This window comes from Bradyrhizobium sp. CCGE-LA001, assembly GCF_000296215.2.
Taxonomy (GTDB): domain Bacteria; phylum Pseudomonadota; class Alphaproteobacteria; order Rhizobiales; family Xanthobacteraceae; genus Bradyrhizobium.
This window is the reverse complement of sequence record NZ_CP013949.1, coordinates 1,308,238-1,323,002: the sequence shown is the minus strand read 5'-3', so window position 1 is coordinate 1,323,002 and position 14,765 is coordinate 1,308,238. Positions and strand designations below refer to the sequence as shown.

The following is a 14,765-nucleotide window of genomic DNA, read 5'->3' as shown; positions in this document are numbered from 1 at the left end:
CCAGCGACGTCCGCTTCTGGACCCATCTGCGACCTCGGAAGCAATCTTGACGTTGACGCAAACCGGACATCAGCCGCCGGCCGCTCAATGAGTGCACGCTCTAGCTAGCCGGCGGTCATGCCCCCGTCGACGACCCAGGCCGCACCATTCACATGCGCGGCCTCGTCGGACGCGAGGAAGGCAACGATGTTCGCGACGTCCTGCGGCCGCCCATGGGCGGCCGGCGCACTTCGGCGCAATGCAATGTCGCTCTTGCGCGCCTGGCCTTCCAATTCCCGGATCATGCGCGACTCCACCGGGCCGGGGAGCACCGCGTTGACCCTGATCTTCGTCCCGGCGACATCGAGCGCTGCCGTCCGCGTCAGCCCGAGCACGGCGTGCTTGGAGGCGACGTAGCCGGCGAGTCCTGCACGCCCCCGGATCGCGGACGTCGACGCCGTGTTGACGATCGCACCGGTCCCACGCTGCATCATCCTTGCGATCACGTGCTTGAGGCCGAGGAACACCCCCTTCACGTTCACCTGCAGCAGTTGATCGAATGTCTCGTCCGGGTATTCGTGGAGAGGCGCGACGATGCCCTCGATGCCGGCATTGTTGGCGAAGATGCCGATCGGCCCCAGGCGAGCTTCGGTCGCCTCGACGAAGGCGACCGTATCCCGCGCGATCGAGACATCGGCGCGGATCGCGAGTGCCCTCGCCCCGGCCTGCTCGACCAGGCGCGCAGTGGCGTTGGCGGCCGCTTCGTCGCGGTCGACGATCGCGACCGCAGCGCTCATCCGCGCCAGTCTCAGCGCGATGGCGCGTCCGATGTCGCCGCCGCCGCCGGTGACGAGCGCGACCGGCGGCCGATTTTTGTCGATCACGACTTCAGGAATTCGCAGCCGCCATCCGCCAGGGGCCGCCAGGCTTCGGCCGGCGCGATGGTCTTGACCAGCTTGTAATAGTCCCAGGGCTGCTTCGATTCCTCGGGCTTTTTCACCTCGAACAGATACATGTTGTGCAGCTTGCGACCGTCGGCGCGCACGCTGCCCTTGCCGAACAGGGGATCGTCGGTCGGCAGCTTCTTCATCTGCTCGACCACGGCCTTGCCGTCGCTGGAGGCGCCGAGCGCATCGACGGCCTTGAGATAGTGCAGCGTCGTGGCGTAGGCGCCGGCATGCAGCGCGGTCGGATAGCGGCCGTTGTTGCGCGGCGCGAAGCGCTTGGTCCAGGCGCGCGTGTCCTCATTCAGATCCCAGTAGAAGGATTCGGTGAACTGCAGCCCCTGCGCGATCTTCAGGCCGAGCGAATGCACGTCGCTGAGATACAGCACCGTCGCAACCACGCGCTGTCCGCCTTGCGGGATGCCGAACTCGACCGCCTGCTTGATGGAATTGATGGTGTCGCCGCCGGCATTGATCAAGGCGATGATCTCCGCCTTCGACGACTGGGCCTGCAGCAGGAATGAGGAGAAGTCCTGCGTGTTGATCGGCGTGCGCACGCCGCCGAGAACCTTGCCGCCGGCTCTTTGCACGACAGTCTTGATGTCGCCTTCCATGGCATGGCCGAAGGCGTAGTCGGCGGTGAGCAGGAACCAGCTCTTGCCGCCGCTCTCGACCACGGCGCGCGCGACACCCGAGGAGAGCGCGTAGGTGTCGTAGGTCCAGTGCACGAGGTTCGGCGAGCAGGACTTGCCGGTGAGGTCGGACGAGGATGCGCCCGAGACCAGCAGCGTCTTGTTGTTCTGCTGCACGATGTTGCGGACCGCGAGCGCGACGGCTGAATTTGGCGCGTCGACGATCACGTCGACGCCCTGGCGGTCGATCCATTCGCGCGCGATGTTGGCGCCCACATCGGCCTTGTTCATGTGGTCGCCGCTGATGATCTCGATCGGCCGGGTCATCTTGGGCCCTGACGCCTGGAAATCCTCCACCGCCATTTTGGCCCCCAGCACCGAGCCTGGACCGGTGACATCGGCATAGAGGCTGGACATGTCCGTCAGCACGCCGATGCGGAGCGGCTTTGTCTCCTGCGCCCGTGCGCCGAGCCCCGTCATGCCCAGCGCCAATCCGCCGGCGCCGGCCAGCAGCCCGCGGCGGCTCACCCGATATCGTCCAGCCATGCTCAACCCTCCCTTGCCTTGTGCGTGTTTCGTCCCGGTATTTGCCGCCCGCAGGTACATCGCCTGCGGGCTGATCTTGTCGTTCAGGGCGTCAGTCGTTCGATGAGCCTGCGGTCCTCGACCTCGAATCCGCCGCCATAGACCTCCGACACCATGAAATGCGCGCCGAGAATTTCGGGCTCGAGCTCGGCGATCGGATCGTATTCGCTGGCGTGCAGCGTCATCGCCGCACGGCCCGGCATGGGCTTGGAGTATTTCAACGGCGTGCGGCGATAGGCGATGTCCGCATAGGCCACGCCGAGCCGTTCGGGATGCGGCAGACGGCGCACATGGATCTCGCCGGCCGGCAGCTCGTCGCCGTCGACGATGCGGACAACGGGTGCGGACGCATCCGGCGTGAAGGAGAAATCGGCCAGCGGAATTCCGCGGCGCCGGACCCAGCCGGTGATCGATCCGTCCGGATGCTCGTCGAAGGCGTAATGCGCGTCCTTCTTGGTGTAGCCGAAGACCTCGCGTCCGGCACAGATCCCCATGGGATCGCTGCAATACATGAAGATATGCGTCTCGGTGAACAGCCCCTTGTAGCGCACCGGCACCGAGATCATCAGATCGAACATCTCGCCCGCGTGCACGGCAAGGGAATGGCCCGGCGACCGCATGAAGCGGAAGGCGACGCGGTCGCTCGCGATCTCGAACGGCGTGTCGGCGAGGAGGCTCGCGACCTTGCCCGGCGCGACGCGCGTCATGATCTCGACGGTCCGCAAGGTGCAGCCCCACTCGACTGGATAGGCCGGCGAATAGGGCGGGTTGACCCCGCTGTTCGGCTTGAGCCGGTACGGCCCGAACATGCGTCCGCGTGGGTCGTCGGGATCGGTGACCACAGTCATCAGGAGCCGCTTCCTCGTTTTTATTTATGATTTTTAAATTTCATATATGAAAGCACGCACGAGTCAAGGGACGGCCCGTCGGACAGTTCCAAGGCCAACGGAATCGATTGGCGCTGCGGCGCGAAAATCCCTAACGTCGCCCTCGACCCCAAAATGCCGAATCGTTTGCCGATGCCGCCTGCGGAACAACTGCTCAACGCGCCCGAATTCACCGTTTCCGAGCTCTCGCTGTCCCTGAAACGGACCGTCGAGGACGCCTTCGGCCATGTCCGCGTCCGCGGCGAGATTTCCGGCTTTCGGGGGGCCCATTCCTCCGGCCATTGCTATTTCGCGCTCAAGGACGAGAGCGCCAAGATCGAGGCGGTGATCTGGAAGGGCGTGCACACCCGCATGCGCTTCAAGCCCCAGGAGGGGCTCGAGGTCATCGCCACCGGCAAGCTGACGACCTATCCGGGCTCCTCGAAATACCAGATCGTGATCGAGGCGCTGGAGCCGGCCGGCATCGGCGCGCTGATGGCGCTGATGGAGGAGCGCAAGAAGAAGCTCGCCGCCGAAGGCCTGTTCGACGAGGCGCGCAAGCAGCTGCTGCCCTGGCTGCCGGAGGTGATCGGCGTCGTGACCTCGCCGACCGGCGCGGTGATCCGCGACATCCTGCATCGGCTGGAGGACCGCTTTCCCCGCCGCGTGCTGGTGTGGCCGGTCAAGGTGCAGGGCGAAGGCTCGGCCGAGCAGGTCGCGGCCGCGATCCGCGGCTTCAACGCGCTGCCCGAGGGCGGCAGGATTCCGCGGCCCGACGTTCTCATCGTCGCGCGGGGCGGTGGCTCGCTGGAGGATCTCTGGTCGTTCAACGAGGAGATCGTGGTGCGCGCCGCAAGCGAGAGCATGATCCCGCTGATCTCCGCGGTGGGGCACGAGACCGACATCACGCTGATCGATTTCGTCGCCGACAAGCGCGCGCCGACGCCGACTGCGGCGGCGGAGATGGCGGTGCCGGTGCGCAGCGAATTGTTCGTCGAGGTCGCCGATCTCGGACGCCGCACCCGCGCCTATTGGCAACGCGCGCAGGAGAGCCGCCGCAGCGAGCTGCGCGCCGCCGCGCGCGCACTGCCGGCGGCGGGTGACCTGCTGGCGATCCCGCGGCAGCGGCTGGATTCGGCGGGAGCGTCCCTGCCCCGCTGCCTCAAGGCCAACACGCATGCGCATTTCCGCAGGTTCACCGCCGCCGGCGCCAAGCTGACGCTACGCGTGCTGCACGGCCAGATTTCGCAGGCCGATCACCGCCTCACCGTATGCGGCGAGCGGCTCGGTCTTTCCGCGCGCTCGCTGCTGCGGCGGCGGCGCGACCGCTTTGCCGGGCTCGAGGTCCGCCTGCGCGCCTCGAAGCTTTCGAATGCGCAGGCGCAGCGCAACGCGATCGCGCGCCAGCGCGAGCGCACGCATCGCCTGGCCGAGCGCGCCGGCCGCGCGCTGGTCACGCTGCTGCAGCGGCTCGATGCGCGCGTCGAGAACAGCGGCAAGCTGCTGTCCGCCTTGTCGTATCGCAGCGTGCTCGCGCGCGGCTTCGCGCTGGTGCGCGACGAGGCCGGCCATCCCGTGCATTCGGCCGACGCGATTGGTCCTGCCGCGCGTGTCGAGATCGAATTCGGCGATGGACGTGTCGGCGCGACTGCAGATGCCGATCGCCCAGCGCCGGCGGCAAAGCGCGCACCGGCGCAACCGAAGCCGGCTGCGGCGGACACGAAGCCCGCGCCGAAGCGCGTGGCGAAGCCAGTGGATCAGGGCAGCTTGTTCTGAGGCGCCGAGATTGACGCTGCGGCGAAGGTGTCATTCCCCGCGAAAGCGGGGAATCCAGTACGCCGCGGCTTCTCGGCGACCGACAGGCGTCTCGGCGTACTGGACGCCGATCAAGCCGAGCGATGACAGCGAGTGCGTGGAGGCGAGTCTAACCACAACCTCGTCATTGCGAGCGAAATCTTTCCGCGGAAGGACTCTGGATTGCTTCGTCGCAAGGGCTCCTCGCAATGACGTGTGGACAGCGGCCTTACCTACACGACAATCCCGCGTCGATCGTGGTCCAGAAGCCGCAATGTTCGACCGCGCGCTGGGGAGCGCCGGCGTGGGCTTCGAACAGGAAGATCGCGGCGGTGAAGACGACCAGGGCGGAGGCGAAAAGAACGATACGGCTGCGCATGTGACATGCGTTTAATCGACATCGTGGTCGAATGATGGCGTCACCGCGGGTTGAAACCTGAGCCGCGCGCGGTTCGTAGATTCCCGGTCGGCCATACTCCGTGCAGGGCGGTGGTCGATGCGGGGCTGTCCGCCTCAATTTGTTCCTCGGGCCGCCCCGCTCGCGCATTTGAAGCCCGCATGAGCGCAGCGATATGCGGGGTCTTTCTTCCCGGATGTCGCTGCGCTCATCCGGGCTACGAGATTACCGCGCCAGCCACTCCGCGACATCCTTCTGCGACTCCGCGCGCGCCTCGGCATCGGTGCCGCCGGCCGCGGCGTGCAGCGGCGTGTTGGCGCGGTCGAAATCGTGATCGGCGCCGGGATAGACCACGATGCGCGCGAGCGCGCTGCGGCCGCGTGCGCCGTCCACCATCTGGCGGCAGGCCGGCGGCGACGATACGTCGTCATCGCCGCCGATCAGCACCAGCGTCGGCACCCGCGTGCTCCAGCCGAGGCCGGCGGAGATGCGGCAATCGGGATAGAAAGCGACCGCCGCGCGGAAGTCCGGGCCGAGGTCCCGCGCGGCACTCTGCGGACGCACGGCCCAGAGCAGCGCGCTGGCACCGTTGGCCCAGCCGATCAGGCTGATGCGGTCGCGCGCCACCCAGCTCTGCTTCATCAGCCAGGCGCGTGAGGCCGCAATGTCGGTGACGCGTTCGCGCCGCGCCTTGACGTGCATCTCCTTGACGCGGCATTGCGGTCCGAGCTCGCGCGAGCCGTAACTGTCGGGCAGCAGCACCGCATTGCCGGCCTTGAGCAGGCGCTCGGCCCAGTCGCGATAGCGCGGCAGGATGCTATCCGAACGGCCGCTGAGCCCGCCGCAACCATGCAGCGCGATCACGGCCGGAAACGGCCCCTCACCCTCGGGCTTGTAAAGCTGTGCATGCAGGATGCCCGACGACAGCGGAATGTCGACCTGCTGCGGCACGGGCGCGGCGTGCGCGGCCGACATCAGCAGCATCAGGAACAGAGCGGTCAGCCGAAGGCGCATCGGTTGCGTCCAGATCCTTCGTCCAAGCTCTATCACGCGAAACGGCGCCAAATCATCACAAACCGGTGGGTTTACCGGGCGGACAAGCCACCCTATTTATGCTACATCCAGCCCGACACATCGTGCCCTCCGGGTTTTTCCAGGGAGCGGCCTTCCACGGAGACTTTCGACCGTGCTGAACAAGTTCGGCCCCTCGGGCCATGGCGAAGCGCAGGTGCAGTATCTCGACGGCGATTTCCGCGTGATCTCGCCGGGGACCTATGTGCGCTGCGCGATCACCGACACGCGCATTCCGCTCGACGAGCTGAAGTATTGGAGCGTCGACCTGCAGGAGGCCTACGCCACGCCGACTGCCGTGCTGCAGCGGCATTTTCCAGGCGCGCTGAAGCAGGCGTGATCCTTCGGCTCGCGTAGGGTGGGCAAAGCGAAGCGTGCCCACCTTCGCCGTCTCAGTTGCGAACAGACGGTGGGCACGGCGCGTTGCACCCCTGCCCACCCTACGAGACCGCGTTCGTGGCACCGTTCGGCTATTGCTCGGGACCATCGGTGCCCACGCAAGTCAGTTTCATCGAACTCTCCCGATCGTCCGTAAGCGATAGGCGTTTTGCGATGAATGTGGCCTGAATAGCGGGCCACTGACGGAGAGGCTGAGCGGCGTCGAGTTATCGCGATCGACCTGGCTGGTGCTCTCAAACTCCCGTGACTTCCTTCGCGACGATCCGCATTGCATCGCGCCGTACATGCACTCTGTGGTTAGTCTCTTCGCGTTGAGGTTGGATTCTTCATTACGAATCGGCGCCCTCAAGTTGTTTGACGAAGTCTTGGTGAAACAGAAGGCTGCTAGGCTGCGTGTTAGGTAATCGGTCCTGCTCTTTTCACCGCACAGACAATCAAGTCGCGGGCAATTCGGAATCGGCGCGATCTGTGAACGGGCTCACATCGAAGGGCCATCTGGCGGACTACGATCACCCCGGAAAATGCACGGCGGCACATCGGTAAATCGAAAGTCAACGATGGGGGTGCTCATGCCCACCATACTAGACATGCTCTATCGTGAATATTGCCGCGCCCGCCTCGCCGAAATGCGGAAGCAGCTTCTGATCTCGGCCCGACGCTCTGAAGCTCTCGAAGCGCATGATCATCTCGCGCATCTGGATGATGATGAGAGGGCGGACGCGCATCGCAATGCCAATGACGGCACAACGAACGAAGCGGGGGCGAGGACCGGCAACTCCCGCGCGCCAAACTGGCAACGGTTTGGGAGGCAACGATGAATACACCCGAATGTTATACTGTGATGGTGGCCTGCGTCTCGTGCCTGACCATTGTCGGATTGATCGCCGTTGGGGCGTGGTGAACGCAACCCATCGCTGAACCGCGATCGAAGGCCATCACCGAGTCGGCCGGCGACACGTTCAGCCTGGCCATGGCGCCCGCGCGGCACGCCCTCCACCGCATGGCGCGTCAAAGCACGCCGAAGGCCTCCGCCTCGCGTCGCCTGGCGACGGTGATTCTGTTGGCGTGAGCGTCGCCGCCGCGTCGTCCGACTGCGGCGGCTTCGCTTCGATCAGATCGTCAGCTTCCAGGCGGGCTATACGAAGAACGCAGCTTCGCCGCGTTCTGGCGCACCTGCTTGATCTCGTCCTGCGTGAACAACCTCGTCAGCTTCACGTTCTGAAGCGTGCCCGCCGTGACGGTCAGGCCGGAAATGGCCGGAGCCGCAGCGGGATCAGGCACATCGAAAATCACCAACACGCCAGGGCCATCGGCCGCAACGCTGTACATCGAGATCAGCTTTCCTCCGGCTGCCTCGATGAGTTTTCGAGCCGCCTCCTGGCGATTGGTCGTGGGGTTTTCCAAAATGGCGTTGAGAGCGCGTGGTGTGTATTGTCCGGTGAGGCAAAAATGCATGGCATGTTCTCCTCTGCGCTTTGACGATAATTCTCCCTGCCGTTGCGAACGGGTCGTTACGGCCGCTGGATCTAAAATGGTAAAGATACGTTGCCCGCCGTGGGCATAAACGCCGCCAATGATTGCCGGGAGTTCGGCACGTCCCGGTGACGGCTCTGCTGCAAGGCTACATCAACTTGCGAAGGTGCGGAAGATATTTCGTCAGCCGCGGTATGTGACCTCGGTTCACACGATGCATCGCGTTGCATGAACGATCTTTCCATCACCATGGATTCCACGGCGAGAGAGCGATAGGCAATCCGACCCATTGCGCAGTCGCTTTGCTCGCAAGGAGATCAGCGCTTGCCAAACCTTCGCTCACGCGCCGCGTAGAGATGATCACTGATCAGCTGCCTCAGCCTTGCAGGATCGTCGAACTCGAGCCGGACGGCGAACGGCACGATGCCGTCAGGCACGCCCGCTCTGCCGCGCAGGCGTGCAAGATCCTTTTCCGTGGTCACCAGCGTGAGCTGCGCGCGCTGCGCGTCCGTCGCGAGCGCTGCGATCTCCTCGTTCGAGAACATGTGGTGATCGGCGAAGGCACGCGTGTGCGCGACGTCGATGCCGCTGGCGCGCAACGCGCGGAAGAAGCGTTCGGGATCGCCGATGCCGGCGAAGGCAAAGACCCGCTTGCCGAGCAGCTGCGAGACCGAGTCCGCATCGGGCTTCAATCGCGCCCGCAGCTCCGGCTTGTCGCGCTTGGCGAGCTCCGCGGCGACCTCGTTGGCGGCACGTCCGTCACCGATCAGCACCAGCGCGTCGGTGCGCGCGAGCTGTGCGCTGAGCGGTGCGCGCAAGGGCCCGGCGGGAAACACATGGCCGTTGCCGAGACCGCGCTCGCTGTCGATCACGATCAGCGAGGCGTCCTTGAGGAGGCGCGGGTTCTGGAAGCCATCGTCCATCAGGATCACGGTCGCGCCCTGCGACTTCGCCAGCGCGACTCCGTCGAGACGATCGCGTGCGACCGCAACGGGGACATCGCGCGCCATCATCAGGGGCTCATCGCCGACGTCGGCCGCGTCGTGACGCGTCCGATCGACCATCAGCGGACCTTTCAGGCGCCCGCCATAGCCGCGGCTGAGCACCACCGGGGTCTCGCCGAGCTCGCGCAAGAGCCTGGTCAGCGCCAGCACGGTCGGCGTCTTGCCGGCACCGCCGACGTGATAGTTGCCGACGCAGAACACGGGGATGCCGGCATCGACGCCCTTGCGCAGCATGCGCCGTTCGGCGATGGCGCCGTAGAGCGCTCCGAGCGGCCATAGCGCGTAGGACGGGAGAGAACGTGGCCGGTACCAAAAGGCCGGCTCACGCATTGGCGGCTCCCATCTCGATGGTCAGCTGCAGCAGATAGGGCTCGAGCGCAGTCATGGTGCGGTCGAGCGCGCCACCGAGCTGCTCGACCACGCCTGCGCCCGCGCGCTGCATCTTGTCGCGCAGGGCGGGATCCGCCAGCAACTGGCCGAGCTGCTTGACCAAGGCCTCCTGCGTGTCGGCCTGGCGCGCCCCGCCGCTGTGATCGAGTGCCTCGTAGACGTCGGCGAAATTGAAGACGTGGGGGCCGTGGACGATGGCGGCACCGAGCTTGATCGCCTCGATCGGATTCTGCCCGCCATGATGGATCAGCGATCCGCCCATGAACACGATCGGCGACAGCCGATAGAACAGGCCGAGCTCGCCCATGGTGTCCGCGACATAGACGTCGGTCGTCGCGGTCGGCAGCTCCTCGCGCGAGCGTAGCGCCGGCTTCAGGCCGGACGCGGTGATCAGTCCTGCGATCGATGAGCCGCGGTCGGGATGGCGCGGCACGACCACGGTCAAGAGCTGCGGGAAGAAACCGGACAGGCTGCGATGCGCAGCGATCAGCATCTCGTCCTCGCCCGGATGGGTCGAGGCCGCGACGATGATGGGACGCCCGCGCGTCATCGCCATCAGCCGTTCGAGCCTGGCGGGATCGGCCGGCGGCGCCGGCACGTCGAGCTTGAGATTGCCCGTGGTGAGGACGTCGCGGCCGCCGAGCGCGGCAAACCGCTCGGCATCGGTCTTCGACTGCGCGAGACAAATGTCGAACCGCGACAGCAGTGCCGAGATGGTGCCGTGCATGCGCCGCCAGCGCGGGAAGGAACGCGGCGACATCCGTCCGTTGATCAGCACCATCGGCACCCGGCGCGCCGCGCCGGCAAGGATGAGGTTCGGCCACAGATCGGATTCGATGAACAGCGCCAGCGACGGCTTCCAATGGTCAAGGAAGCGCGCGACATAGCGCGGGGAATCATACGGCACGTATTGATGGATGACGTCGGGCGGAAAGCGCTTTGCCACGACGGCGGCCGAGGTGACGGTGCCTGACGTCAGCAGGATGCGCAGATTGAGATCGCGCAGCCGCTCGATCAGCGCGGCCGCAGCCAGCACTTCGCCGACACTGGCGCCGTGGATCCAGACCAGCGGACCGTGCGGCCGCACATCCTGGCTAAGGCCCCGTCGCTCGCCGACACGCGCGGGATCCTCCTTGCCCTGCTTCAGACGCCGCTTGATCAGCGCAGGGGCAAGCGGGACCAGGCCGCTCGCCAGGCGCCGGTACATCCGCAGCGTGATGGGCAGTGAGTTAGGCATCTTCCGGTCCCGGGCGGCCGAGCTGCGCATAGGCGCGGCGGGTCGCCTCGTTCAGCGTCTCCTCCAGCTCCAGCCGCAGCGCCTCCATGGTGGCGGCGTCGGCGTCCGCGGGAACGTGGATCTCCTTGATGCCGACCAATGCGCCCCGCCCGAATGGCAGATTGATGGTGGTGCGGTCCCAGTTCTTGAGCCGGATGAAGCGGCTGGTCGCCATCGCAAAAGGCATGATCGGCCGCCCCGATTCCCGTGCCAGCATGATGATGCCGAGCCCGGCCACGCGCGAGCGCTTGGGGACATCGGCGGTCAGCGCGACATTACAACCGTCCTGGAGCGTGCGCACCATTTCCTTGAAGGCGCCCACACCACCTTTGCGGTGGAAGGCGCCACCATGGTCGCCGGAACCTCTGATCGTGCCGATGCCGAGCCGCTCGGCGGCGATCGCGTTGAACTCGCCGTCGCGGTGACGGGAGATCAGCACCTTGGCCCGGTACCAGTCCTTGTTCTTGATGAAGGGCGTGAGGAAATGCTGGCCGTGCCAAAAGGCGAAGATCGCCGGGATCTGCGGCTCGACGAGGTCATAGACGCCGGGCGGATCGAACGTGAATCTGTTGGTCCGCCAGACAAAGCGCAGATATTCGGCCGCCAGGACCCCGACGGCACGCTGAACGAAGCTGCTTCGCAGCGTATTGCGAAGCAGTTTTTTCAACGCGCCGGTTCTTGATTGGGATCGAGCAGCCGGTGCAGATGGACGATGAAATAGCGCATCTGCGCGTTGTCGACCGTGCTCTGCGCCTTGGCCCGCCAAGCCGCGTGTGCCGTGGCATAATTGGGATAGAGGCCGACGATCTCGACGTCGTCGAGATTCTTGAAGGTATTGTGCTCGAGGTCGACGAGCTCGCCGCCGATGACGAGGTGAAGCAGTTGTTGCGGGGCACTATCTAGCATGGGTTCTGTTCCTAACGGGCTGCCCGGCAAAGCAGTGTTCGACAAGCACGACGAAGGCGCTTCAGGCCAAGGGGCGGTTTCGAAAATGCGCGACAATGCCCGCATGACGATCGCGCCCCGCTGCCACCAGCACCCCGTGCGCCACTTCCCGGCGGTTATAGAGGATGGGTTCTCCGGAGAGGTCGCTCATCCTACCATCCGCTTCCTGCACGATCAAATCCGCCGCCGCAAGATCCCAATCATGGCTGTTACCCCCCGCAAAAGCCGCATCCAGTGCGCCATGCGCGACCCGGCACAGACGCAGCGCCAGCGAGCCGATTCGTCGATGCAGCTTGATCTCGCCGAGAGAGGGCTTCAGGCGTTCGACCAGCGGCTTCGGGCCGGCGACGCGCGCGAAGTCGAGCTCGGATCCGGACGACGTCCGCACCGGCTTGTCGTTGAGCGTCGTGCCCTGGCCGCGAGCCGCGAAGAAGAACTCGTCACTGGACGGGGCGAACACCGCCGCCAGCACCGGCGAGGCATCCTGGACCAGCGCGACGCTGACACACCATTCGTCGTGGCCGCCGAGATAATTGCGCGTGCCGTCGATGGGGTCGACGATCCAGGTCAGCTGTCGCGACAGCCGCGCCGCATCGTCGGCGCTCTCCTCGGACAGCCAGCCATAGTCAGGCGTCGCATTGCGCAAGCGCGCTTCGAGGAGATCGTTGACCGCGATGTCGGCTTCCGAGACCGGCGAGGACGCGCCCTTGGTCCACTTCCTCAGCTCGGTGCGGAACATCGACTGCGCCAATGCGCCCGCGTCCCGCACCGTCGCCTTCAGCAGCGCAGCATCGCGCGTCAGGATGGTCGCGTCGAGGGATTGCGCGTCAGCGTCCGCCAAGCGTCAAGCCCTCGATGCGCACCGTCGGCGCATTGATGCCGTAGCGGAACTCGAGATTGTTCGCCGGCTGCATCGACTTGAAGATCTCGAACAGATGGCCGGCGATCGTGACTTCGCTGACGGGGTACGTGATCTCGCCGTTCTCGATCCAGAAGCCGGAGGCGCCGCGGCTGTAATCGCCGGTGACGCCGTTGACGCCGGAGCCGATCAAATCGGTGACGTAGAAGCCCTGCTTGATGTCGGAGATCAGCTCGGCCGGGCTCGGCGTGCCGGGCTCGAGATGCAGATTGTACGGCCCGGGCGAGGGCGACGAGGAGACGCCGCGATGGGCATGGCCCGTGGTGGTAAGACCGAGTTCGCGCGCGGTGGCGCAATCGAGCAGCCAGGTGGTCAGCACGCCCTCGTCGACCAGCGCGATCTTCTTCACCGCGACGCCTTCGGCATCGAAGGTCTGCGAGCGCAGGCCGCGCTTGCGCAGGGGATCGTCGACGATGCGGATGTTCTTGGCGAACAGCTGCTGGCCGAGCTTGTCCTTCAGGAAGCTGGTCTTGCGCGCGATCGAGGCGCCGTTGATGGCGCCGACGACGTGCCCGACCAGCGAGCCGGCAACGCGCGGATCGAACACGACGGGCACCTTGCAGGTCTCGACCTTGCGCGGATTGTGGCGCGCCACGGTGCGCTCGCCGGCGGAACGGCCGACGATTTCAGGCGACAAGAGATCGGCGCCGTGCGGCGCCGAAGTGAAGTCGTAGTCGCGCTCCATGCCGGTGCCTTCGCCCGCTATGGCGGTGGCGGAAATGCCCTGGCTGGAGCGCAGATAAGAGCCGTGGAAGCCAGTCGAGGTGACGAGCACCATGCCGCCGATGCCGGCGGAGGCGGAGGCGCCGCCGGATTTGGTGACGCCCTTGACGGCGAGCGCGGCAGCTTCGGCCGCAAGCGCGCGGCGCTCGAGCTCCGAGGTCGTGGGCACGTCGGGATCGAGCAGGTCGAGATCGGGGAAGTCGCGCGCGAGCAGCGCGGGATCGGCGAGGCCGACATATTTGTCGTCGGGCGCGACACGTGCCATCGCCACCGCGCGCTCGGCGAGCTTGGTGACGGCATCGCCGCTGACGTCGTTGGTCGAGACCACCGCCTGGCGCTGGCCGACCAGCACGCGCAGACCGACATCGTCGCCTTCGGAGCGCTCGGATTCCTCGACACGGCCGTCACGCACCTCGACGCCTTGCGAGACGCCGCGCACTGCGACCGCATCGGCCGCATCTGCGCCGGCGCGCTTGGCCGCCTCGACCAGCCGCTGCGCGAGATCAGAGAGCGCGGACTGATCGAACAGGTCGCGATGGGCTGTGGTCGTCGAGCTTGGTGAAGAGTTCACGAACGAAATCCTGTTGGGGCGGGGTTCGGGACCGGAACCCACAAATGTGCCCTGATGGCGCGGACTTCAAGCATTTTCAGCCCGTCAAAAGCTCAGATTCGCGACTTCGGCGCAACGTCTCGTCAATCATGCGTGCCAAGGTCTTGTCAATCATGAGCCGCAGTGACGGTGGGTTAACCAGCCTTTTTAAGCGGTTTCGGAAAGGGGCGCGCTAAGGTCCTCGCATCGACCGGGAACATAATCCCGGCGGGGAGAACTAAGCCGTGAGGCGTCAAACAGCAACATGCGGGGTCGCTCCCGCCGGGTCGAGCCGCTCCCTGCGGCTCGACCCTCTTTCCCTTCCGGTCCGCTTCGATGCGCACGACCCGCGCGCCGACGGACATGTCAGGCAGATCGAACTTCATCGCGAGCGCGTCGTGCTGCGCCGTGCCGTGCGCGGCATGCAGATGGCCATCAACGTGCGCGTCAGCGACTTCACTGGCGTCGCGCTCCGCGGCAATGACGAGGCGCAGGCCCTCGTCCTCGTGCATCGCGATCCCTCGCTCTCCGTTCCGCTGCTGGTCGGCGCCGATGGCGACGAACTCACGCAAGCCTGGGCGATCTGGAGCGAAATCTTCGCGCTGCCGCAGCTCGACGAAGGCGCCCGCAAGCCCGCACCGCGCCGCCGCCGCGCCAACGCGATCCGCGCCCGCCGCCCGAAGTTTCTGATGCGCCGGCGCATCGCGATGACGCGCGAGCTCACCGTCCATCAGGGTGAGCGCGAGATCATCGCAAGGAACTAAGCGGCAATTACAGGT

General features: G+C 65.9%; 16 protein-coding genes. 4 read left to right on the top strand and 12 right to left on the bottom strand.

Translation table 11 applies throughout. The features are described from left to right. Positions 1-104: 104 nt before the first annotated feature. The 3 genes from BCCGELA001_RS06355 to BCCGELA001_RS06345 form a co-directional block, all read right to left on the bottom strand. Positions 105-863, bottom strand: coding sequence for an SDR family NAD(P)-dependent oxidoreductase (locus tag BCCGELA001_RS06355; RefSeq protein ID WP_202815401.1), 759 nt, complete (start codon positions 861-863; stop codon positions 105-107). Then, complete coding sequence (locus BCCGELA001_RS06350; protein ID WP_060737516.1) at positions 860-2,035, bottom strand: ABC transporter substrate-binding protein; 1,176 nt, start codon at positions 2,033-2,035, stop codon at positions 860-862. The genes BCCGELA001_RS06355 and BCCGELA001_RS06350 overlap by 4 nt, the downstream gene beginning before the upstream one ends. 149 nt (positions 2,036-2,184) lie before the next feature. Continuing rightward, entirely contained in the window at positions 2,185-2,988 is an 804-nt protein-coding gene (locus BCCGELA001_RS06345; protein ID WP_202815400.1) for an acetoacetate decarboxylase family protein, read from the bottom strand. Positions 2,989-3,159: 171 nt separating this feature from the next. Here BCCGELA001_RS06345 and xseA point away from each other — a divergent pair, with 171 nt between their 5' ends. Further along, on the top strand, positions 3,160-4,782 hold the full coding sequence (gene xseA, locus BCCGELA001_RS06340; RefSeq protein WP_060737514.1) for an exodeoxyribonuclease VII large subunit: 1,623 nt from the start codon (positions 3,160-3,162) through the stop codon (positions 4,780-4,782). 247 nt (positions 4,783-5,029) lie between these two features. On the opposite strand, the gene BCCGELA001_RS38245 is transcribed toward xseA, so the two are convergent. Together BCCGELA001_RS38245 and BCCGELA001_RS06335 are read right to left on the bottom strand one after the other, a co-directional pair. Further along, the gene (locus tag BCCGELA001_RS38245) at positions 5,030-5,179 is read right to left on the bottom strand and encodes a hypothetical protein (protein WP_008570117.1); all 150 of its coding nucleotides are present in this window, start codon (positions 5,177-5,179) and stop codon (positions 5,030-5,032) included. 243 nt (positions 5,180-5,422) lie between these two features. Then, a complete protein-coding gene (locus BCCGELA001_RS06335; protein WP_060734861.1) occupies positions 5,423-6,211 on the bottom strand; it encodes a dienelactone hydrolase family protein in 789 nt (262 codons plus the stop codon). A gap of 172 nt (positions 6,212-6,383) precedes the next feature. Here BCCGELA001_RS06335 and BCCGELA001_RS06330 point away from each other — a divergent pair, with 172 nt between their 5' ends. Further along, positions 6,384-6,608: a DUF2093 domain-containing protein gene (locus BCCGELA001_RS06330; RefSeq protein ID WP_060734860.1), complete on the top strand. Its 225-nt coding sequence runs from the start codon at positions 6,384-6,386 to the stop codon at positions 6,606-6,608. Between the two features lie 646 nt (positions 6,609-7,254). Beyond that, entirely contained in the window at positions 7,255-7,485 is a 231-nt protein-coding gene (locus BCCGELA001_RS35775; protein ID WP_162492947.1) for a hypothetical protein, read from the top strand. A gap of 301 nt (positions 7,486-7,786) precedes the next feature. Here the strand turns inward: BCCGELA001_RS35775 and BCCGELA001_RS06325 are convergent, their stop codons facing one another. From BCCGELA001_RS06325 to BCCGELA001_RS06295, 7 genes are all read right to left on the bottom strand, one after another. Next, entirely contained in the window at positions 7,787-8,122 is a 336-nt protein-coding gene (locus tag BCCGELA001_RS06325) for a GYD domain-containing protein (protein ID WP_060734859.1), read from the bottom strand. A 335-nt stretch (positions 8,123-8,457) separates the two neighbouring features. Then, positions 8,458-9,474, bottom strand: coding sequence for a tetraacyldisaccharide 4'-kinase (gene lpxK / locus BCCGELA001_RS06320; RefSeq protein WP_008544201.1), 1,017 nt, complete (start codon positions 9,472-9,474; stop codon positions 8,458-8,460). Continuing rightward, complete coding sequence (locus BCCGELA001_RS06315; protein WP_060734858.1) at positions 9,467-10,801, bottom strand: 3-deoxy-D-manno-octulosonic acid transferase; 1,335 nt, start codon at positions 10,799-10,801, stop codon at positions 9,467-9,469. Before BCCGELA001_RS06315 ends, lpxK begins: the two co-directional genes overlap by 8 nt. After that, the gene (locus BCCGELA001_RS06310) at positions 10,764-11,477 is read right to left on the bottom strand and encodes a lysophospholipid acyltransferase family protein (protein WP_008544163.1); all 714 of its coding nucleotides are present in this window, start codon (positions 11,475-11,477) and stop codon (positions 10,764-10,766) included. The genes BCCGELA001_RS06315 and BCCGELA001_RS06310 overlap by 38 nt, the downstream gene beginning before the upstream one ends. Beyond that, the gene (locus tag BCCGELA001_RS06305; RefSeq protein WP_008544162.1) at positions 11,474-11,716 is read right to left on the bottom strand and encodes a DUF4170 domain-containing protein; all 243 of its coding nucleotides are present in this window, start codon (positions 11,714-11,716) and stop codon (positions 11,474-11,476) included. The genes BCCGELA001_RS06310 and BCCGELA001_RS06305 overlap by 4 nt, the downstream gene beginning before the upstream one ends. 61 nt (positions 11,717-11,777) lie before the next feature. Then, the gene (locus BCCGELA001_RS06300) at positions 11,778-12,596 is read right to left on the bottom strand and encodes a 3'(2'),5'-bisphosphate nucleotidase CysQ (RefSeq protein ID WP_008544160.1); all 819 of its coding nucleotides are present in this window, start codon (positions 12,594-12,596) and stop codon (positions 11,778-11,780) included. Further along, on the bottom strand, positions 12,583-13,968 hold the full coding sequence (locus tag BCCGELA001_RS06295; protein ID WP_060734857.1) for a TldD/PmbA family protein: 1,386 nt from the start codon (positions 13,966-13,968) through the stop codon (positions 12,583-12,585). The genes BCCGELA001_RS06300 and BCCGELA001_RS06295 overlap by 14 nt, the downstream gene beginning before the upstream one ends. A gap of 263 nt (positions 13,969-14,231) precedes the next feature. Here BCCGELA001_RS06295 and BCCGELA001_RS06290 point away from each other — a divergent pair, with 263 nt between their 5' ends. Next, on the top strand, positions 14,232-14,750 hold the full coding sequence (locus BCCGELA001_RS06290) for a DUF6101 family protein (protein WP_060734856.1): 519 nt from the start codon (positions 14,232-14,234) through the stop codon (positions 14,748-14,750). The last annotated feature ends 15 nt before the right edge of the window (positions 14,751-14,765 follow it).